The following is a 21,679-nucleotide window of genomic DNA, read 5'->3' as shown; positions in this document are numbered from 1 at the left end:
TTTTTCTTTTTTGGATATAATAATATCTGCAAACAACACTTAACAGCGGAGGTCAAAATGCGTGCGGCGGACATAATCATTAAAAAGCGTGGAACTGGAAACCAAAAAGGACAGGAGCTTTCGCAAGAGGAAATAGAATTTCTTGTAAACGGCTATGTTGACGGTTCAATTCCTGATTACCAGATGTCGGCTTTTCTTATGGCCGTTTATTTCAGCGGAATGACATTCGGGGAGACAGGAATTTTAACAGGCTGCATGCTCAGGTCCGGCGACACAATCGACCTTGAAAAACTCAAGGGGCTTAAAGGGCCTTTTGTGGACAAGCATTCCACTGGCGGCGTGGGAGACAAAATCAGCCTACCGCTTGCTCCTATAGTGGCGTCTCTTGGCGTAAAAATCCCCATGATGAGCGGCAGAGGCCTTGGACACACAGGCGGAACTTTAGACAAGCTTGAGTCAATAGAAGACTACAACGTAAATCTTAACGAGGAGCAGTTCGCTTCGATTATTGAAAAAACAGGCTTTGCCATGATGGGACAGACAGAAAAGATTGTTCCGGCTGACAAGAAAATGTACGCTCTTCGGGATGTTACAGGAACTGTTGAAAGTGTTCCGCTTATTACGGCAAGCATTCTTTCAAAAAAAGTCGCGGAAGGAAGCGATGCCCTTGTTTTTGATGTAAAATGCGGAAAAGGCGCGTTTATGAAAAGCGAGTCGGATGCAGGGCAGCTTGCGTCATTCCTTGTAAAGACAGCCCAGGCAATGGGAAAAAGCTCATGCGCGCTTCTAACCAGAATGGACTCTCCCCTTGGATTCAAAGTGGGAAACTATCTTGAAATAGAAGAAACTCTTGAGTGCCTGCAAGGAAAAGGCCCTGCCGACGTAATGGAGCTTACTTACGCGCTTGCCTCAAGAATGGCTGTCTTCGGCGGAATGGCAAAAGACACAGAAGACGGAATAGCCAAGTGCAAGGAAGCTGTAAAAAGCGGAAAGGCATTAAGCAAATTCCTTGAAAACGTAAAGGCTCAGGGCGGAAATCCAGACAAGCTTCTAGGCGAACAGGGAAAACGCCGCTCCAAGTTCAAGTCGGAACTCTTCGCAAAGCAAGACGGATTTTTAACAGTTGACGCGTACAAGACAGGAATCGCCTGCATAAATCTTGGCGTGGGCAGAAACAAGTCGTCAGACAAAGTGGACGCGGACTCTGGAATAATCTTTTGCAGGCGGCAGGGCGACTTTGTAAAGAAAGGTGAAAAGCTTCTTGAAGTCTACGGAAAAAGCCCGGACGCTCTTGAAAGCGGAAAACAGCAGCTTGAGGCGGCCTTGGATTTTTGCGAAGAAAAGCCAGAAGAAAAGAAATTGGTTTTAAAGGAAATAAAATAGTGTCATCATCAAAGTGGGTAAAAAAAGCAATTTCAAAGGAAGAAGTTGAAAAGCTAAAAAACAAGTTTTCACTGGACAGCCTTACAGCAAGTATTTTCGCACGGCGCGGAATCACCAGCGGAAAAGACATTCTTTATTTTATGGAAGATGACTTAAGGTTTCAGCATAATCCATTTCTGTTCAACTCAATGGAAGATGCAGTTGATAGAATTCTTGCCGCAGTTCCAGAAAAAGACAGTCCGAAGGAAGAGCATGAAAAGGTTTTGATTTTCGGCGACAAGGATGTTGACGGAGTAACGGCGACAACTGTTCTTTACGACGAGCTTTGCTCATTGGGAATCGATGTTCAGTACAGGGTTCCTGAAGGAGATGACGCCTACGGACTTTCGATTCAGGCTGTAGATGATTTTGCAAAGCAGAACGGATCGCTTATTATCACGGTTGACTGCGGAATTTCAAACAATGCGGAAATTGAGCACGCGGCGGATCTTGGAATCGATGTAATTGTATTGGATCATCACAATCCAAAAGAAAACATTCCCTCTCCTGCGATTATTTTAAATGCGAAGCTTTCAGACTCAGGCTATCCGTTTGAAGAGATTTCAGGCTGCGCGGTCGTGTACAAAGTTGTTTCGGCGTTAAGATTCAGCAAGAGCAAATGGTACAAGGCAGACGAGGCTTTGCTCAATGCGCATGAAGAAGAGAACGGGCAGATTGCAATTGAATGCATAAAGCTTAGAAATCTAGTTCCAGTCTCAAGGCTTGTTGATCATATTTTGCCGGGCGAAAAATCAATTTACGACACGAAGATTCCACAGTACTTGTCAGGTCAGATAATTCTTTGCTGGGACAAAGCCAACGTTGAACGCTTATTAAACCTAACATTCGGAAACAGCGCGCAGTTTAACATTGCGGACATAAGAACAGAAGCCGCAAAACTTTACCCTTCACTAAAAAATCTTCCGCTTTCCATAGTAAAGGAAATGTCAAAAATCGCAAAGTACGGCGACCACGCTCCTACAGAAATCGGCGGATTCTACAATATATTTGTAACTTATGTCCAGCAGGATTTAAAGAAAAACTTTCCATCTGATTCAGAAAAAGAAAAGCACGACTTGCAGCTTGTGGCTTTGGCGGCTTTGGCGGACATAATGCCGATGAGAAATGAAAACAGGCTTTTTGTGCGCAGCGGAATAAATTCAATAAATGAAAACAATGTCCATCCGGGACTAAAGGAGCTTATGTCAAACCTTGGTCTTCTTGGAAAGCGCATTACTTCAACTGACATTTGCTGGACGCTGATTCCAAATTTAAATGCCGCAGGCAGACTTGGCCAGGCAGGAATTGCCATTGAGCTTTTTACAGCAAAAGACGATTCATACCGTGAGCAGCTTGCAAAAAAAATAATCGAGCTTAACACAAAAAGAAAAGCCTTTACTCAGGAAGCAGAAGCGATTGCCGGAACACAGGCAAGAAATTCCGTGAATGACTTCAACGGAAAACTAAGCTTTGTAATTGATGAAAAAATAAACAAAGGTGTTTCAGGAATTCTTGCAGGCCGCTTGGTTTCTTCTCTTGGAGTTCCTGCAATGGCGATGACTTACGTGGGAAACCTTGTTGTAGGCTCAATGAGAAGCTGCCGCGGATATGACGTAACTGCTTTTCTTGATCAGCTGAAAGATTTGTTTGTAAGCTACGGCGGACACAACTTTGCCGCAGGATTCAGTTTTGAAAAGGAAAAGTTCGAGGAATTTAAAAGGCGTACAAAAGAGCTTTCAGGCACAATAAATCTTTCTGACAAAAATGACGAGATTCAAATTGACGCAGAGCTTCCGCCGTCCTACATGACACCGGATTTGAAAAAAATAATAGATAGATTCGAGCCGACTGGAAACGAAAATCCCAAGCTTGTTTTCTTAGCAAAAAATCTGCCTATAGTTTCCGGACTTGTAATGGGCAAGGCAGAAAAGCAGCATCTGAAAATCACTGTTGACTGCGGAAAAAACAAATGGCCCTGCATCTTCTGGAACGAAGGAGAACGGCTTCACAGGGACTTTGATGTGGGAGACAAAATTAATATAATTTTCAACATCGAGAGGAATGTTTTTAACGGAGCAGAAACGCTTCAGCTTATGCTTTTAGGAATAGAAAAATCAGTTCAGTAAAAAAATTAAAAATATTTTGGGAGTAAAAAATGAAAAAAAAGATTTTAGCTTCAGCGTTGATTTTTATGTCGGCTTTTATTTTTGCAAGGGAAGCTTTTTTTACAGGAGATGATTATTGCATTTCCGCGGAATACAACGACAAGGCTTTTCCGGGCGATGCGGTTTTTGTAAAAATGACCTTTTCTCAGTCGACAAAAAAAGGAAAATCTTCAAAGCTTGAGTTTTCAAATGCAAATGCTTTCTTGCAGTTTTTTGCGGAAGGCAAACTAAGCAGGGAAAGCACTTTTTTCACAGTTTCAAAAAACACAAAAAGCAGCAGGACATTTCTTGCAGGCATTCCGCTTTCAACTTGGTGGACGGAAGACACAAAATGCTTTTTGAAAATTATCTACAGCACTGACGGCGCAAAAAAAATGGAATTCGAGCTGCCTTTTACTCTGGAGAAAAAAGAATTTGTTTCAGAAGTGATTGATCTTGACGAGTCGAATTCAAATATAAAAGCAGACTCAAGCTTAAAAAGAATGGAGCAGATAAAAAAGCTCAATGGAATTCTTGAAACCGCAAATCCTTCCGCAGTTTACCAGACAACACCGTTTTTGCTTCCTACAAACGCAACAAGACGGACAGCTTTTTTTGCAGACCGCAGGGAATACAAATACACAAATGGAAAATCAACGACAGGACTGCACTACGGAATTGACTTTGGAATTCCTGAGGGCTCGGAAGTTTCTGCTTGCGCGGAAGGAAAGGTTGTTCTTGCAGAAACCCGCGTTACAACAGGCTGGAGTGTTGTTATAGAACATTTGCCTGGACTTTATAGCCTTTACTACCACATGAGCCAGCTAAAAGTAAAAGAAGGCGACACTGTAAAAGCCGGACAAGTAATAGGATTTAGCGGTTCAACCGGGCTTGCGACAGGTCCGCATCTTCACTGGGAAATGCGGCTGAACATGGAAGCTGTTAATCCTGACTTTTTTACCGGGGACTTTGCATTCTCTGGAAAAAACTAATCTTTAATTAGAGCAAGGAATTCTTTTTCATCTATGACAGGAATTCCAAGCTCCATTGCTTTTTTGTTTTTTGAAGAGCCGGAAGAAGTGTCGTTTGTAACAAGAAAACTCAAGCCTTTTACAACAGAAGACTTCACGGCTCCGCCATTCTGTTTTACAAGATTCTGAGCATCCTGCCGCTTCATGGAAACAAGCTCGCCTGTAAAACAAAACGACTTGCCTGCAAGTTTTCCCTGTGCGGCTCCTTCAATAACAGAAATTGTTCCGCTTGAGACAAGGCTTTGCATTTCTTCACGGTTTTCTTGAATTCCTTCAACAAGAGTATGCGCCAAAGTTTCTGCAAAACGATAGACGCCTGCAATTTCTTCTTCTTTCGCATCGAAAATTTTCTGCAAAGTATTGAAGCCGCCTGCAATCAAAGTTTCAACAACAGTTTCACCTATTCCTTCAATGTCAAAGCCGGCAATAAATTTTGCAAGTGGAATTTTTCTTCTTGACTGGATCGAAGCAAAAACCTTTTCCGCGCCAAGCGATTTTTTTTCTTTTTCCATGCTTTCCGAATTCAAAAAGTACGGAACTAAATCACTGGCAGTCAAAGAATACAAATCTGAAATTGACCGGACTTTTTTTGTTTCAAAAAGACTGGTGATTAAAGTTTCTCCCAAGTCGCGGATGTCAATCACATTTATCCACTTTAAAAGCTGATGGAGAATTCGCTTTTCACAGTTTTTATTCGGACAAAAAAGCCTTGTTCCTTCGTCAATAAGAGAAGTTCCGCAGCAAGCGCATTTTTCAGGAATCTTTACAGACGGAAGATTTTCTTGCTCTGGAAGCACGCTCACGATTTTTGGAATTATTTCACCGCGCTTTACAACAACAACGTGGCTTCCGATTTTTACATTTAATGCGCGTATAAGGTTCGGATTTACAAGACTCGCTCTTTTTACAGTCGTTCCGTTCAAGTCAACAGGATCAAAAACTGCGACTGGAGTATAAGTTGCGCCGGTTTCATTCCATTCAATATTTCTTACAATGGAAACAGCTTCTTCAAGGCTGAATTTAAAGGCAATCTGGCGGTCAGGCCTGTCGCGCAAAGCATCTTCGTGATCCACAGCACGCTCTTTTACAACAAGTCCGTCAATGTCATAGTCAAGATTTTTTCTAAGCTCCATGACAGAAGAACGGTAATCTATAACTTCCTGCGTGCTTTTGCAAATTTTAAGTGGAACAACATTAAATCCGTTTCTTTGCAAAAAATCAAGTTTGCCTTCTTCATCATTGAACGGCTGTTTACCTTCGGAAGCCCAGACATCGTAAGTTATCAATGTAAGATTCTCGCTGCCCTCACCGTCTTTTCGTTTCATAAGTCCGTTAGCGGCATTGCGGCAGTTAGCTTTGTCAGAAAAAAATTTCTCGTGAACCTGATGAGTCATTATGACTTCGCCTCGGATTCCGCCTGTAAACTTTTCTTTTAATTCCTGAACAACACCCTGCATTTTTTTTGCATTTGCTGTAATGACGTCCCCTACAGTTCCGTCTCCTCTTGTAACGGCACGCAAGAAAATTCCATCTGAATACTGAAGTTCAAGGGAGGCTCCGTCAAGCTTATATTCAACAAGATATTCTGAATAGTCGTGCTTTTTCGCCCAGTCAAGAAATTCTTCTGGAGTCGCGGCTTTTTCCTGGCTGCCCATCGGCATTACATGAGGAGATTTTTGAAAATTCCCGGAATCTGCGCCAACTTTATGGAGAATAGGATTTGCGCTGTCCAGCGATTTTAATTCGTCCCAAAGCTTGTCAAATTCCGCATCAGAGATTTCAGCCTCGCCGTTATAATACGAAGCCTGGTATTTTTCTATAAGTTTTTCAAGCTCAGAAATTCTTTTTACAGAGGATTTTTTTAAGGCTTCGTCGTTTGCCTTTTTGCATTCCTCAACATCAAAAAGCTCCATCGGGCTATTCCTCATCTTTTACAAAAACAAGCTCGAAAATTTCACGCCCGGCATCAAGCCCTTTCTGCTCAAATTTTGTCCTTGGCCGCCATTCCTGATGAGGCGCGAATTTTTCATATTTATTATGAATACCTTCTGTGCAGGAAAGTTCTTCAACTGCGCTTAAAGCATATTCTTCCCAGTCAGTTGCAAAATAAATATATCCGCCGGGAGACAATTTTGAAACAAGCAGATCTGTGCGCGGACGCTGAAGCAAACGGCGTTTGTGGTGTTTTTTCTTCGGCCAAGGGTCAGGAAAGAAAATATGAAAGCCTGCAAGAGAATTGTCAGGAATCATAGTTTCAAGGATTTCAAGCGCATCATATTCAATCAAATAAAGATTTTTCAGCTGTCTTTTTTTTATTTCACCAAGAAGACGACCAACTCCAGGAACATGGACTTCGCTTCCTATATAATTCATGTTCGGATTGTCCTGCGCAATCTGAGCAGTAGCGTGTCCCATTCCAAATCCAATTTCCATTGTAACAGGATTTGTGTTGTTAAAAATATCTGTAAAATTAAGCGTTCTATGCTCAAAAGGAATGCACCAAACATGATGAAGTTCTTCATAGCTGCGCTTCTCATTTTCGGTCATGCGTCCAGCGCGGATCACATAAGTGCGCACCGGGCGTCTAAAAATACTGTGGTCTTCTAAATTGTCAGTGGGAATATTCCCATCGGCGTCGTTACTAGGCATCAGTTTCCTCGCTGTTTTATATTTTATTGCTGCTCCAAGTTTTCTGGAGGCATAAGGCAAATTACAGAGTCATTTTTTAAAGTATAGCAGGTTCTAATGAACCCCGCATCTTTATAGTCAACAAGAACGGTATTTCTATTTTCCCATTCTTTTTTTTCTTCTCCATAATAAAGCAAAACTCCATCTTTTGTATAAATGGCGGATTTTTTTTCTGAATAATCAAATCCGTCTGGAAAATCTTCACTCTTTAATGTCAAAACATTTTCAGGATAATCGATGGAAAATAAAATTTCATCTTCATCGCCAGCCATGTCAAAATAAGTCAAGACATATTCTCCAGCAGGAATTTTCATTCCAAAAGCGGCGACTATATTCGCGCAGCCTGTCCATGAATTTTTGTTTTTATCTTCAAACTTTACAAGCTCATCGCAGTTCCATTCAAGCCCGGAATTTTTATTCACGATTTTAATTTTCGAGGCAAGCCTAACATCGCTTTCAGAATTTACAAAAACAGAAAGGCGCATATCAGGCGGATTTTGACTATAATCAAAAATCACAGAAGATTCCGCAGAAGCAATTTGCGCGCTGTCTTGTGAGCACGAAAAAAAGAGAACTGAAAAAATAAAAACAAACAGAGAAGTTTTCCGCATAACTTAAAAATTGAATTTCAAGTTTATAACGGTAAGATCGCTGGATGAAGACTGATTTACAATTGATTCAAATTTAATATTGACTTTTTTACAGGCATCTTCCAGATAAGACAAATAGTAAAGTCCCAAGTCCGTTCCTTCCTGACCATCCGGCATCTGGCGGTAAAAGTCAATCAGCGATTTTTTGTTAAGGTTAGCGGACATTTTGCTTTCGATGTTTTCTTTTACTTCCTGAAATTCATCGTCTTTATTGTACAATGTAATTTGCAAAAGTCCCTGTTTTCCAATTGACATAGAGCCACCGCCCAAAGTCCAGGAAAGAAAAACAAGCTCGTGCTTGCGCTGAAGTTCTTTTACGATTTCCGAGCGGATTTTCGGGTCAAATATGAGCGTATCGGAATTATCAATTCCCTGATAAAGATATTTTGCAGCCTTTTTTACATTGTTGTTTTCGCTGTTCAAGGCAAGTTCCATGACCATTACCGAAATATACTCCGCAACTTTTGATTTTGTCATGTACGAAGCGAGCTGCTGGCGCAAAATTGAAAGCATTTCATTAAAACCGTCAGTTTTATAAAATTTCACAATTATGTACCAGTTCATCAAAGTGAGCCTGTTCAAAAATTTTTCAGTCATAAGAAGATAAACATTTTTTTCTTCAGGGCTATACTCTGAATTGGACATTATGCTTTTCCAAACCGGCTCAAGAATTGTCTTTTTTGCAGCCTGAATTGTAGAATCTTTCATTGAAAGAGTCATTCTAAGCTGTTTTTCCGGAATCACAGTTTTTTCATCAATAAGCGATGAAGGATTTTGCCTGTTATGATGTCTTATGCATTCACATTTTATAATCGCCGAATAAATTTCACTGTCAAACTGCTTGTACAAAATTGAAAAAACAATTAGCTTGGACAAATCCATAACATCTTGGCGATGTGAAACAAATTCCGGCATGGAAATTTCCATCTTGGAAATATAGCCCAAAAGAATCATGTCCTGCAGAGAGCCAGGCGAAAAAGATGTCATGCTTACACCATGAGCCGAACGGTTGTCTGCGAGTTTTAGATTGAGCAGCTGCTTTTTATGACTTAAAAAATGCGATGTACCTTCTTCCGTAAGAATAATTTTCAAAGGCAAATCCAAAATAAATTTTTTCTTTTCAGCACACATTCGTTTGATAAAGCTCCTTTGCTTTACATGACTTTAACAATGCTTACAGTATACAACATTGCTGCCTAACTTGCAAACATATTATACAGAGCAAACATATTATAAATGTATTCAGCATAAAACTGGCTCCCGGTCACGTTTTCCTGTTTCAAAATCGCGCAATAGCTGATTATTGCAAAGTAGCTATAGAATTGCCCGCTCACGCGGTCGCAACAATCAGAGTGTTCTTGCCCTCACGAACCGTTTCTTAGCGCAAACTTTACTTAAATTATTTATAATGCGTTTGCCCTTGACATATTAGATATATTATATTGTAGAAAATTAAAAATTCAAGTAAACTTTGTCTATGGGAAAAAATTTTCTGCTGAAAGCAATGTGTTTTCTCTTTTTTTTTGCAGCAACTTTTACGCAGAATCTTTTTTCGCAGGAAAACATCGAAACAAACTTAAATATTTACACAACACAAAAAATAGAAGATTTTTTAACACAAAGCAAGATTTCATTTGGAATCCAAGACATTGCTCCGCAAAACGCTGGAATTTTTCCTAAAAATATTCTCGTTGAAATTCCTGCTGACAAAAACAGCAAGGAAGACGACACAAATAAAAGTGGAATCACAGATGTATTTTTTGTCTTTAGCCAAGAATTTTTCTTAGAAAAAAAGGAATTTATTGCCGATTTTATCGATTCTACTTACAAAAAAAAGCTTCCATACAATTGCATAATTTCATTTACCGCGGAGAATGAATCATTTCCTTTGCCTTCCGTTCAAGCCTCAAAAACAGCAACAGAGGAGCTGGCAAAAAGTATTTTTTCATCGGAATCAGCCTGCGCAATTTTAATCCGAAATGAAAAAAACGCGCCTCCTTTCATTTTCACTGAAGGAGCAGGAACAACTTCGCCGCAATGGATTGTTCAAACGCTCAAAAAATCATGTCTTCAAAACCAAAAGCCAATGGGAGTAAAAACTTCCATGCTGTACATCTACAAGCCGCAATACTACAAAAACAACAGAAGGCTTTCCGCTTTCCTAAAAAATGACATTCCTGCAGCAGAAATTCCTTTGGGTCATGCGCAAAAGGACGCAAATATACTTTCTGATATTCAGGACAACCTTATTTCCGCAAGAAGCCAGACTTGGAACAAGCATTACAATTTTATTCCACTTGGAATTTACGGTCTTTGGCTTAATGAAGCGCAATTAACAGCAATATATCTTTTTTTTACAATTTCAGTTCTTTTTTTTATATGTTTTTACTCATTTACATACACAGGAAAAAATGAGGCGATTCTAAAAGACATGTCAAGAACATGGTTTTCAATTCCCGCTTATTTAATTATAACAGCGGCATTTTTAACTTTGTTCCAGAAATTGTTTTTTTTCACAGCAGAAAACGGAGTACTTTACTTTGGGCTGAAAATTTTTCCAACACTGCTTGCAATGTTTCTGCTTGTTTTTGTGCAAATCTTGTTCAACTTTAGAATTTCGCTTTCCGCAAACAGATTCCATGGAATTATTTTGACTGCGCTGAATGTCTTTATTTTTTCAGCATTGGATTTGTCTTTAATGTTCATATTTATCATTGAATATATGATTGTTTTTCTTTTTAGAAAACGGAAGTCTCTTTTTTTTATCATTCCGTGCATTTTTCTTATGACAATTCCATTGCTTTGGATTGCGGCATCGGTTTTTGTTGACATCAATCAAAGAAAAATTTCAAATCTTACCGACACAACTTTTTTTGAAAACCTGATTTTTTCATTTGCCATTTTACCTTTTATTTTTCAGTGGATAAAACTAATTTTGGTTTCGCACATAAAGGAATTCAAGTCAAGCAAAAAAATTTTATTGTTACAAGGAATTCTTGTTTCGGTTGCAGGAGCGGGAATTATATGCGCAGTATTTTTTGCAGCCGCAAAATTTGTGCAGGGAAATTTTCCAGCTCATCAAAAAAAACAAACGCAAATCACAGAAAATGTAGAAATTCATCCGGCGAAATTTTTGCGGTCAAGAAAAGCAAAATTCGATATTTTTGAAAACAAACTGCAAATCGTTCCAGAAAGTGGATTTAAAATACTAAGATGCCTTGCAACTTTTGAATCAAAAGAGGAACTTCCCTTTTATGAATGCAACTTTGACTACAATTTTATTTCGGAAAACAAGGTTTCTATTGAAATTCCCGACGCCCCGGAAAACGAACTGAAAATTTTATTTATGTCAGAAAATGAACTTAAGCTAGAAGCGGAAATTGAGCTCTTTATGATGAACGCAAATGGACAAATTTTTCATTTTACTGAAAAAATCAAAAACGAAGGAAAAAATGCAAATGAAATTTGAAAAAGTTTTTCTTCATGTTGACCTAGATGCGTTTTTCGCTTCGGTTGAGCAGCACGATCATCCAGAATACAAAGGAAAACCTGTAATTGTCGGCGGAATTCCAGGAGACAGAAGAGCTGTAGTTTCAACGGCATCTTATGAAGCTAGAAAATACGGTGTGCATTCTGCCCTTCCTTTGGCAAAAGCAGTTGAGCTTTGCCCGAACGCAATTTTTCTGCGCGGAAACCACAAGCGTTATGCGGAAGTTTCACATAAAATAATGAGCATTTTCAAGGAATTTTCGCCGTCAGTAATTCAAATGTCAATTGACGAAGCATTTATTGATCTTACTGGAACTGAAAAACTTTTCGGTCCGCCTTTGGAAATCGCAAAAAAAATAAAGGCAAAGGTAAAAGAGCAAACAGGACTTACAGTAAGCGTCGGAATTGCAAGCACAATGTATGTCGCAAAAATCGCATCGGGATATAAAAAGCCGGACGGAATTACATTCATAAAAAAAGGCGAAGAAGAAAAATTCATTCTTTCACTTCCTATAGAGAAAATCTGGGGCATAGGAAAAAAAACACGGGAACGGCTAAAAAACGCTGGAATATTTTCACCTGCGGATATTCATGGCAAGTCAATTTCTTTGCTGACTACTGTCTTCGGAAACGGAATGGGCTCTTTTTTATATAATGCGGTCCGCGGCGGAAAAGAAATCACATTTGGCGAAGAAGCAAAAAGCCACTCAATAAGCGTAGAGCGGACTTTTGAATTCGATGTGGCAAATGAATATGCAATCGAAACTGCATTCATGGAACTTTCCGCGCAATTAATCTGGAGAATGCACACAGAAAATGTCAAGGCAAAAACCGTAAATATCCGAATAAGATACGAAGATTTTTACACTATAACTGCACAAGAATCTTCAGAAATTCCAGTTTCAAATGCAGATGATTTGCTTGAACGCTGCCTAAGAATTTTCAATAGAAAATATGAAAAAGGAAAAGGAATCAGGCTTTTGGGCATTGGACTTTCTGGAATAGAAACCAGCGAAAAACCAACGCAAGCGGAACTTTTCGACTTTGGAAACTCAAAAAAAGCAAAACTGGAAAAAACCCTTTTTGAAATGGAAAGAAAAAATCCTTCGCTTAAAGTCAGAAAAGCCCGACTTTTATCTACTGAAGCGGAGCAAAATAACCTGTTTCGTCGCGACCTGAACGATTAAGAAGATAAGTTTCAATTTCTACAGGCAAATATTTTCTTCCATATTCGGTCGCAAAAGAAGATGTGTACCTAAACTGATACAAACCAGACGGAATGTCAACAATATCTTTTATGACAGTTCCCAAGCCTTCCGGACGATATATATAGTAGGAAGTTCCGTTTGTGTTTCTTGTTATGTACGAAATTTCTTCCGACGGAGAAGCTTGAGACAAAAGAACTGTGCTAAAAGAAATCGCATTGTTATTAAGATAAGCTGTTAAATCAGAAAGCGCGTACTGCGTAAATGTATTTTCTGAATCTCCAGCCGAAAGATAAATTATTCCGCGCTTTTTTTCAGCGTTGACAAGTCCGTTTGCAGAAAGTCGTACCGCAAGATCCAGCGCAGGATTTTCTGTGTAAGAATTCTTCAAAGCCTTTGCTGAAAAATCAGAAAGCTGAGACGGATTTCCTGAAAATTCTGTAACAGGAACTTTTCCAGCTGAAATAATCGACACTTGCCCTTTTCCGTCCATTGAAGCGGCAAGCTCCCGAACCGCACCAGAAAGCTGTTCTTCGTATTTCTTCATTGAAAGTGAACGGTCTATGAGAATTGCAATGTCTGCAAAGTCATTATTATTCGCCTCGCCCAAAAGCACAAAATCTTCAACTGGCTTTTTTCCTTCAGTTATAAGAAAATTTTGCTGTTTTAAGCCAACAACAGGCTGACGCTTTCTATTTTCCACACGGACTTCAACAATAACTTCCGGGAAATTATCAGAAATCACACGCTCAAACTGAACAAAAAAACCACCCACAAGTTCTGTCATTTTTGACATTACATAAATTTCATTTGCCTTAAAATCAGTTACAATTATATTTCCATTCCGGTCTGAAACTGCGCTTGTAATCAGGCTTTTTCCTTTTCCTGTAATGGCATTTTCAAAAACAGCCCCGGAAGAAAGCTCAACCGCATAAACTTTGTTTCTGTCTGTAAGCAAAAGATAATCGCTGCCCCATTGCTTTAAACTTTCAGGACGCGAAAAAGTTCCGTCATTTACAAGAACTCCAAGGAAATTTCCGGCCTTGTCAAATTCATAGATTCCGCCTTTCACGCTGTCCGCGACAAAAATTCTTCCGCCGCAAACCGCAATTCCAGTTGGGGACTTGAAACCGTCAAAGCCTTCAGTTTTTTCACCGAAATGCAAAAGCCCGTTTCCTTCTGCATCAAAAACAACAACACGGGCATTTCCAAAATCCGTGGCATAAATGTTTCCAAAGTCATCTTCTGCAAGATACTGAGGTCCCACAAGCTGTCCTTGCCCTCTGCCACGCGCGCCAAAGTATTTTATAAACGAACCGTTTTCAGAAAGAATTGAAATTCTGTCTCCCGCGCTTTCTGAAACTGCCAAGTTTCCGTTCTTTAAGCGAATTACATCCATTGGACGGTCAAATCCATTTATCGGTCCTTTGTTTCGTCTTACCACAGTTCCGTTCACGTCAAACTGAAGCAACTCGTTCGTGCCATAGGAAACAACCCAGATACTTCCATCATGATTTGAAAGGGAAGAAACTGGCTGGCTGTAAATGAGATTGCTTCCGTTTACATTTGGATAAGAGCCTGATTCCGTAAAACGCTGGGTAAATCCATAGTCATAGTCGGTAACACGTCTGTCACTTACAATTTCAATTCTATTCTGAATAAGAAGTCCTCCATAACCAGCTTCCTTGGCATAATTCCATTGCTGAAGCGCAGCTCCTTCTATTCCCGCGCGGTAATATGCTTTTCCAAGCCAGTCAAGAACTAAAGGTTCGCCAGGCAAATATGAAAGAGCCTTTTCAAATTCAAGAATACTTTCATTAAAAGAGCCTCTGTAATAGCTTTGAACTCCACGCCTGAATTCTTCTTCCGCAAAACCAGAATTTGCAGAACGTAAATTTCCGGTGCTAGCTGTGTCTTGGAGATTTGTCTGCGCAAAGGCTGAAAATATAAAAGCTATAAAAACAAAAATTATTTTTTTCATTATTCTTCCGCCTTCTTAACTTCCTGAAGGTGCTCCACTATTATAGGATTTGAACTGTCGGCTTTCATAGCGCGATTTAAAAACTTTTTTGATTCTGAATAAAGTCCCATTTTGTAATAAACCCAGCCAAGGCTATCAAGACATGCCGCGCTTTCCGGCAAAATATCCAGTGCTTTTTTGCAGCAGCTTAACGCTTTTGTTAAATCCTCGCCTTCGCAAGCAAGAACATAGCCCAATCCATTTAAAGCAGTGGGATTTTCGCTGTCGTCTTCAAGCGCTTTTTCATAATAGTCAAGGCTTAAATCAACTTTTCCCTGTTCCCATGCAACGTAAGCAAGAGAAGCATAAACAGAAGCAGGCTTATATCCAGTGTCCAAAAGTTTATTCAATTCAAAATCAGCAAGTTTTTTTCTTCCGCTAAGGCAATAAATAACTGCCAAAAGATAGCGGCACTGCAAAACTCTGTCCTGATTCGGATTATTGTCTTTATCATAAGAAGCCGTAACAACCTGCTCAAGGTAAAGCAAGGCATCATCGTAACGCTTTAACTTTGAATAGCAAAGCCCCAAATAATAGGCAAGCTCCACAGAATCCGCTCCGCAATCATCAGGAAGTGAAAGAAAATATGTCAAAGCAGCAGGATAATTTCCTTTTTTATATAAAGAGATTCCTTCTTTCATATAGTTTTCTTCTGCCATTTTTCCGCCTTTTATAAATTAAAATCGAATTTTATAGAAGATATATCAGCATAGCTAGGTTCGGTTTCAACAACGCTGACTGAAACAAAACCTTCCTCGCAGGCTTTGAAATCAGCTGAATCATCACCGTAAGAATGAACATAATAGTCGCCGCCGCATTTTGAAGTCAGACAACCGTTTTCACATTCGCAAAGCTCCACAGTTTCCCAATAACGCCTTATGCAAGGAACGGTAAGTTTTGCTCCCTTGTAATTTTTCATTGCAGGAGCATTTACGTTTACAAAATTTCTGTAATATTTATGCGCCGAATTTAAAACTGTAAGATTTCCGCAGAGAGAAACAAGCTTTTCAAGATTTTTACAGGCAAAGTCGGCAAGATTTTCAAAATATAAAGAGCCGTTTTTGTCTGATTCATCTTTTGAATCTGAATCAATGCTAAGAGCGATTCCTGGAATTCCTGCAAGACAAGCCTGACGCGCCGCACCGCAAGTTCCAGAATAAACAATATCAGTTCCAAGATTCGGACCGTCATTTATACCAGAAACAATAACATCAATTTTTTCTGAAATATAGCTTCCGTTAAGCCCGGAAAGCACACAGTCCACAGGAGAACCTTCCAAATGATAAGAAAGGCGGCAATTTTCTTTATCAACCTTTTTTAGCTCCAAAGGAACAGCAACATTCATCTGGCTTGAAGCCCCAGATTTGTTGAATTTTGGAGCAACTATAAAAACATTGTGCTTTTTTGAAAGAGCCGCAGAAAGAACATTTAAGCCTTCAGCATTAATTCCATCGTCATTAGTAAGCAGAATATTCATATAAGGCGGACTCCATTTGCAGGTTTTACAGAATAGCATTTTGGGGAAAAGCCGAATATTTTTTCGTATTCCTCCAGTTTTTCCTTGTATTTTCCAACATCGCTGTTTCTTAAGATTGTATAGATTCCGCGTCCAAAGCCTTTTCCTGTTATTCGGCCGCAGTTTACAGGATTTCTTAAGTCGTCGGGATTTTCGTCAAGTTCATGGACTCTTTTTAAAATCCAGTCGATTTCAGGGCAGGAAATATCGTAATCGCGCATATTCTGATGGCTCCGGTTGACAGAGCGCGCAAAAGAAGAAAAATCATACTTCTGAATGGCATTAACGCAGTCAAGAACACACTTATGCTCATTCATAACGCATAAAAGCCGGCGCTTTGTATCTTCTGAAACAACACTTAGAACTTCATTGACTTCAGCCTTGTCTTCCTCATACTGCCAGCCGCCCAAAACATTTGCCTTTCGTTCCTTAAGCTCGCCTAAAAGCAAAACATTTTCCGGCTGCATAAGGCTGTCTTCGTTCCAAGTTACAATTCTAGGAACAAGAGCATCAGTCAACAAAACTGTCTTTTCTTTAAAGTTGAAAGGAACCAGCTCGCAGGATTTTTTCGCATAATCGGTCAAAACTAAATTATTTTCCTTTGAAAAAATCGCAGCAAAACTGTCCGCAGAATGATTTGCTGTTCCAAGAAAATTTTTATTCGCCCGTTCTATAACCTGAAGAATCTGATCCTGACTGCACTTCAAGCCGCAAAGTTCTCGTATAGCCCAGCAAGAGGCAACTTTTACAGCGGTTGTTATTCCAAATCCGGCAGAAGGAAGAATTTCAGAATAAATAGTAAAGTCGATTCCCTTTAATTCAAATCCGCCGCTATAAAATCCATACAAAATAGATTTTATTGAATTCGCCCATTTGTCTTCTTTTTTTAATTTCAGCGAAGAAAGATTTGTGTGCTTTTCGTCTTCAAGCTGAACAAAATAAAATTTAAATGAAGTGTCTTCTCTTAAAGACGCAGAAACATAAACAGGAAGATTGACTGCCATGGACAAAGTTTTATCTTTGAAGAACCAAGTATGTTCTCCAGCCAAATGGAACCTGCCCGGAGCAACCGCAATAACGTCCGGCTCCACTCCATATTCTTTGCGGTGCGCTTCTCTGACTTTTTCCATGATTCCCTTCCCGTTTGTGTTGATTTTTTCTATATATGACATTAAAATAATACAATGAATCAGCTGTTTTTACAAGTTTTTTGTGCAATCTTTTCTGGAGCAACTGAATCTATTTCAATTTCAAATGAAATTCTTCCGTTTGGTTCTCCGCTGACCGCGCTCTTTTGCCTTTCGCCCTTGTACATTGCAGTCTACAAATCAAAATCATACAAACAGACTTTCTGGCTTTTTTTTCTGCAGACACTTACCGTTCACTTGCTTTCAAGTTATTGGCTGGCGAATTTCCACGGATTTGCGGCTTTTACACTCGGAGCTAGCGCATTGGGAACTGCATTTCAAGGCGGATTCTGCGGAATCATAATGCACGTCTTTCCAAGCAAAATTTCAAAAAAAGCAAAACTTCAAGAACAAGCCGGACTTTGCCCGTATCAAATTTTCAAAAGAATGCTATGGTTTTGCGCCTGCTGGGTTTTATATGAATACATAAAATCGACCGGCGCACTCGGCTATCCTTGGGGGACGCTTTTTATGGCGGCCTACAAATGGAAAATTTTTACACAAATTGCCGATATAACTGGCGTTTGGGGAATAACTTTTATATACGCGCTTTTTTCTTCACTCACCGCGGAAACAATAATGAGCCGTGAATATTTCTTAGACAAAACGCAAGCCCAAAATATAAACAAACAGCTTGCGCAAGCCGCAAAATTCACACTAGCAGTTTTTGCTCTCTGCGGAATTTATGGAATAATTCAAATTTCAATTCCACGCTGGCCTGAAAAACTTTTAAACGCAGTAATCGTACAGCAAAACATAGACCCATGGGAAGGCGGAGACAAAAAGTCAATTGAAATTTCAAAAAAACTTACAAAAAAAGGAATAAGGCAGCTTTCGGAGCAAGGAAAAGAAACAGATCTTGTAATTTGGAGCGAAGGTGTCCTTTCAAAAAATTTCCCAAAAGCAGCAAATTATTACTCTCATTTTCCAGAAGATGAAAGCCTAAAGGAATTTATAGCCAGCACGCAAACTCCATTCTTAATCGGCGGCGGAGTTTCATTAGATCGAAAAAAAAGAAAAAGAACAAACAGCGCGATTCTTTTTGACAAAAACGGAATTTTTTCAGGATTCTACAGCAAAATTCAGCTTGTTCCATTTGCAGAGCGAGTTCCTTATGCGGAAAATCCAGTAATGATTTTTTTTATGCGAAATGTTGTCGGATTTTATTCAAGCCTAGTGCCAGGATTTCAATATGCGCTATTCAAAATTCCGCTAAAGGAAAATCAGGACTTTGAAACGCCGCTCGACTTCAACAGAGAAAAATTCGCGGAAATAAAGCTTGATGGAAACGGAAATTCAATTCAAAAGGAAAGAATAAAATTTTCAGAAAACAATCAGGAAAATCCAATTTCATTTTTGAAGTTTTCCACGCCGATTTGCTTTGAGGATTCATTTCCGTCAGTTTGCACAAATCTTTTCAAGCTCGGAAGCGAAATTTTTATAAACATCACAAATGACTCTTGGAGCAAAACAAATTCCGCGGAAATGCAGCACTTTATCGCTTCAAGTTATCTTGCAATCGAATACAGAACAACACTTTTGCGCTGCGCAAATTCAGGATATTCCGTAGCAGTCAATCCCTCTGGAAAAATTCTATATGACTTGCCTTTGTTCACAGAAAGTTCCATGGGAATTTCCGTTCCGATTTACAAACGGCAAATTACAATTTTTTCAGTTTTGGGAAACTGGTTTGCACACATTTTGATTTTCGCAGTATTTTCATACATAATTTTTTCCGCAGTAAAAGACATCTCTTTCATAAACAAAAAGAAAATAAGAAAATTTCTGAAAAAAGCCATAAGGAAATTAAAATGAAAACCATTGCAAAGTTAAAAATTATCCGCGGAAGCACAACAATTTTCTTTGCCGCCATTATTTTTATCTGCGGATTTTTTCCAGAACTGAACATTCAAATTGCGTCGGCAGTTCTTTCAGGCTGTATTTTGGGAGGAATCCAAGGAGCAGGCAGCGCAGGAATTTTTATAATCACACAATTTATTTTCAGCGGATTTTCTTTAGAACAAGTAGGAAATTTCACAGCAATATTCACAAGCACATTTATTTCAGGGTTTGTTTCCGGCTCTCCATCTATAATTGAAAAAAAATTCTCAGCCCAAATATTTTTCAAAGTATTTTTTGGATGCATTGCAGGATTCAGCATTTACTATTTTTTTGAAAGTTTATTCTATAAAAATCTTAACTGGATTTATTTTTTGTCCGCCGACATTTTTAAATGCATTGGAATCATTATCTTCTCAATAGCAATCCGTCCAAAACTAGCCACACTTCTATTCCCACCAAAAGAAACTGAAAAAGAAATCGAAGAACTCATAAAGAAACTTAAATAACAAGAACAGCAGTTCAAAGATGCCATTTCTGTCCGACACGGGATTTCCATGCAAGACACTGCGTGGGAAAAAAAAGAAGCCCCTTCCGGAGGGGCATGAAAGCATATATAAGATAAAAGCCGGCCGCTACCTACTTTCCCGCCATGGGCAGTATCATCGGCGCAGGGGAGCTTGGCTTCCGTGTTCGGGATGGGAACGGGCATGTCCTCCCCGCCATGGCGGCCGGCGTATAGACAAAGGAAAACGGACGCGGTGTCCAGAGGAAACGGTAATATGGCCAAGCCTCACGGCCTATTAGTACCGCTCGGCTGTGCGCGTCGCCGCGCCTGCACCTGCGGCCTATCGACCCGGTATTCTCCCGGGGGCCTTCAGGGGGATCACGTCCCTAGGGACGCCTAGTCTCGTGGCGGGCTTCCCGCTTAGATGCTTTCAGCGGTTATCCCTTCCAGACTTAGCTACCCGGCGCCTACCCTTGGCAGGATAACCGGCACGCCAGAGGTCTGTCCGCCTCGGTCCTCTCGTACTAAAGGCAGCCCCACTCAGGCGTCCAACGCCCGCAACAGATAGGGACCGAACTGTCTCGCGACGTTCTGAACCCAGCTCACGTACCGCTTTGATTGGCGAACAGCCAAACCCTTGGGACCTGCTCCAGCCCCAGGATGCGATGAGCCGACATCGAGGTGCCAAACTTTCCCGTCGATGTGAACTCTTGGGGAAAATCAGCCTGTTATCCCCGGAGTACCTTTTGTCCGTTAAGTGACGGCCCTTCCACTCGGAACCGCCAGATCACTAAGACCTGCTTTCGCACCTGCCCGGCATGTCTGCCTCGCAGTCAAGCCCCCTTGTGCCTTTACACTCGCGCTCCGATTCCCAACCGGAGTGAGGGGACCTTCGCGCGCCTCCGTTACTGTTTGGGAGGCGACCGCCCCAGTCAAACCGCCCGCCTAGCCCTGTCCCCGCCCCCGCTCAAGGGGCCGGGTTAGAAACCCCATCCGGCAGGGCTGGTATTTCACCGGCGCCTCCGCGCAGCCTGACGGCCACGCCTCGCAGGCTCCCAGCTATCCTACACATGCCGAATAGGGTCCCAGCGCTAAGCTGCGGTGAAGGTTCACGGGGTCTTTCCGTCTAATTGCGGGTATCCGGCTTCTTTACCGGAACATAAATTTCACCGAGTCTCGCGTTGAGACAGCGCCCAGAATCGTTACACCATTCATGCGGGTCGGAACTTACCCGACAAGGAATTTCGCTACCTTAGGACCGTTATAGTTACGGCCGCCGTTTACCGGGGCTTCGGTTCGCAGCTTCGCCTTGCGGCTGACCGCTCCCCTTAACCTTCCGGCACCGGGCAGGTGTCACCACCTATACGTCCCATCGCTGGTTCGCAGATGGCTGTGTTTTTGATAAACAGTCGCCTGGGCCTGCTTTCTGCCGCTCATTATCATCTCTAACATGAGCCGCACTTCTCCCGAAGTTACGTGCGCATTTTGCCGAGTTCCTTAACGCGAGGTCGCTCGTGCGCCTCGGATTTCTCATCCTGCCCACCTGTGTCGGTTTGCGGTACGGTTCCCCCATGCCTGGCCTTAGACAGTATTTCCCGGCACCATGGCTGCGCCAGCTTCGCTTCGACTTTCTCTCCGCTCGCTCACGGCTCGGCTCGGGCGGTGGATTTGCCTGCCGCCCTCGACGCCTCGCCGCTCCGGCCGGAACTACCGTTCTCCGGCCTGGCCTCGCCTCATGCGTCCTGCCCTCGAAACATGGGGAAGCATCGGACTATGGACCGATTTCCCATCGGCTACGGCTTTCGCCCTCGCCTTAGGGGCCGGCTTACCCAGGGCAGATTGCCTTTACCCTGGAAACCTCGGGCTTCCGGCGGACGGGGATCGCACCCGTCTTTTCGTTACTTATGCCTGCATTCTCTCTTCCGCCTCCTCCAGCGCCCCTCGCGGGCGCGCCTTCATGGGTCAGCGGAATGCTCCCCT

At 41.2% G+C, this 21,679-nt stretch carries 15 protein-coding genes and 2 rRNA genes (1 of these 17 cut by a window edge); 7 read left to right on the top strand and 10 right to left on the bottom strand.

The window, feature by feature from the left end; translation table 11 throughout:
- Positions 1-57 precede the first annotated feature (57 nt).
- From TRESU_RS05495 to TRESU_RS05485, 3 genes are read left to right on the top strand one after another with little or no spacing between them, the layout of a single operon-like run.
- On the top strand, positions 58-1,383 hold the full coding sequence (locus TRESU_RS05495) for a thymidine phosphorylase (protein ID WP_013701287.1): 1,326 nt from the start codon (positions 58-60) through the stop codon (positions 1,381-1,383).
- The gene (gene recJ / locus TRESU_RS05490; RefSeq protein ID WP_013701286.1) at positions 1,383-3,548 is read left to right on the top strand and encodes a single-stranded-DNA-specific exonuclease RecJ; all 2,166 of its coding nucleotides are present in this window, start codon (positions 1,383-1,385) and stop codon (positions 3,546-3,548) included. Before TRESU_RS05495 ends, recJ begins: the two co-directional genes overlap by 1 nt.
- 29 nt (positions 3,549-3,577) lie before the next feature.
- Positions 3,578-4,558 carry a M23 family metallopeptidase gene (locus TRESU_RS05485; RefSeq protein ID WP_013701285.1) on the top strand — a complete coding sequence of 327 codons (981 nt, stop codon included), beginning with the start codon at positions 3,578-3,580 and terminating at the stop codon, positions 4,556-4,558.
- Here the strand turns inward: TRESU_RS05485 and ligA are convergent.
- From ligA to TRESU_RS05465, 4 genes are read right to left on the bottom strand one after another with little or no spacing between them, the layout of a single operon-like run.
- The gene (gene ligA / locus TRESU_RS05480; protein WP_013701284.1) at positions 4,555-6,510 is read right to left on the bottom strand and encodes an NAD-dependent DNA ligase LigA; all 1,956 of its coding nucleotides are present in this window, start codon (positions 6,508-6,510) and stop codon (positions 4,555-4,557) included. The two genes, TRESU_RS05485 and ligA, sit on opposite strands and share 4 nt — an antisense overlap.
- Before the next feature lie 4 nt (positions 6,511-6,514).
- Positions 6,515-7,246 carry a tRNA (guanosine(46)-N7)-methyltransferase TrmB gene (gene trmB / locus TRESU_RS05475; RefSeq protein ID WP_013701283.1) on the bottom strand — a complete coding sequence of 244 codons (732 nt, stop codon included), beginning with the start codon at positions 7,244-7,246 and terminating at the stop codon, positions 6,515-6,517.
- 23 nt (positions 7,247-7,269) lie between these two features.
- Positions 7,270-7,896, bottom strand: coding sequence for a hypothetical protein (locus TRESU_RS05470; protein ID WP_013701282.1), 627 nt, complete (start codon positions 7,894-7,896; stop codon positions 7,270-7,272).
- 3 nt (positions 7,897-7,899) lie between these two features.
- Positions 7,900-9,066, bottom strand: coding sequence for a DUF8084 family protein (locus TRESU_RS05465; protein WP_013701281.1), 1,167 nt, complete (start codon positions 9,064-9,066; stop codon positions 7,900-7,902).
- 346 nt (positions 9,067-9,412) lie between these two features.
- On the opposite strand from TRESU_RS05465, the gene TRESU_RS05460 reads away from it, so the two are divergent.
- Positions 9,413-11,404 (top strand): hypothetical protein, encoded by a 1,992-nt coding sequence (locus tag TRESU_RS05460; RefSeq protein WP_013701280.1) that lies wholly within the window; start codon positions 9,413-9,415, stop codon positions 11,402-11,404.
- A complete protein-coding gene (dinB, locus tag TRESU_RS05455; RefSeq protein WP_013701279.1) occupies positions 11,394-12,611 on the top strand; it encodes a DNA polymerase IV in 1,218 nt (405 codons plus the stop codon). Before TRESU_RS05460 ends, dinB begins: the two co-directional genes overlap by 11 nt.
- Here dinB and TRESU_RS05450 read toward each other — a convergent pair.
- Genes TRESU_RS05450 through TRESU_RS05435 form a run of 4 tightly spaced genes read right to left on the bottom strand, consistent with a single transcriptional unit; the run spans position 12,562 to position 17,337 of the window.
- Entirely contained in the window at positions 12,562-14,610 is a 2,049-nt protein-coding gene (locus TRESU_RS05450; RefSeq protein WP_013701278.1) for a hypothetical protein, read from the bottom strand. The genes dinB and TRESU_RS05450 overlap by 50 nt on opposite strands.
- On the bottom strand, positions 14,610-15,308 hold the full coding sequence (locus TRESU_RS05445; RefSeq protein WP_013701277.1) for a tetratricopeptide repeat protein: 699 nt from the start codon (positions 15,306-15,308) through the stop codon (positions 14,610-14,612). Before TRESU_RS05445 ends, TRESU_RS05450 begins: the two co-directional genes overlap by 1 nt.
- A gap of 11 nt (positions 15,309-15,319) precedes the next feature.
- On the bottom strand, positions 15,320-16,126 hold the full coding sequence (gene surE / locus TRESU_RS05440) for a 5'/3'-nucleotidase SurE (RefSeq protein ID WP_013701276.1): 807 nt from the start codon (positions 16,124-16,126) through the stop codon (positions 15,320-15,322).
- The gene (locus TRESU_RS05435; RefSeq protein ID WP_013701275.1) at positions 16,123-17,337 is read right to left on the bottom strand and encodes a galactokinase; all 1,215 of its coding nucleotides are present in this window, start codon (positions 17,335-17,337) and stop codon (positions 16,123-16,125) included. The genes surE and TRESU_RS05435 overlap by 4 nt, the downstream gene beginning before the upstream one ends.
- A gap of 12 nt (positions 17,338-17,349) precedes the next feature.
- Between TRESU_RS05435 and lnt the strand changes: the two genes are divergently transcribed.
- Both lnt and TRESU_RS05425 read left to right on the top strand, forming a co-directional pair.
- Positions 17,350-19,167 (top strand): apolipoprotein N-acyltransferase, encoded by a 1,818-nt coding sequence (lnt, locus tag TRESU_RS05430; protein WP_013701274.1) that lies wholly within the window; start codon positions 17,350-17,352, stop codon positions 19,165-19,167.
- A complete protein-coding gene (locus tag TRESU_RS05425; RefSeq protein WP_013701273.1) occupies positions 19,164-19,700 on the top strand; it encodes a hypothetical protein in 537 nt (178 codons plus the stop codon). Before lnt ends, TRESU_RS05425 begins: the two co-directional genes overlap by 4 nt.
- A gap of 117 nt (positions 19,701-19,817) precedes the next feature.
- Here TRESU_RS05425 and rrf read toward each other — a convergent pair.
- Together rrf and TRESU_RS05415 are read right to left on the bottom strand one after the other, a co-directional pair.
- A 5S ribosomal RNA gene (rrf, locus tag TRESU_RS05420) occupies positions 19,818-19,927 on the bottom strand.
- Positions 19,928-19,973: 46 nt separating this feature from the next.
- Positions 19,974-21,679 (bottom strand): 23S ribosomal RNA (locus TRESU_RS05415) (it continues 1,241 nt past the right edge of the window).

Source organism: Treponema succinifaciens DSM 2489 (assembly GCF_000195275.1).
GTDB lineage: Bacteria > Spirochaetota > Spirochaetia > Treponematales > Treponemataceae > Treponema_D > Treponema_D succinifaciens.
This window is presented reverse-complemented; position numbering and strand designations above follow the sequence as displayed.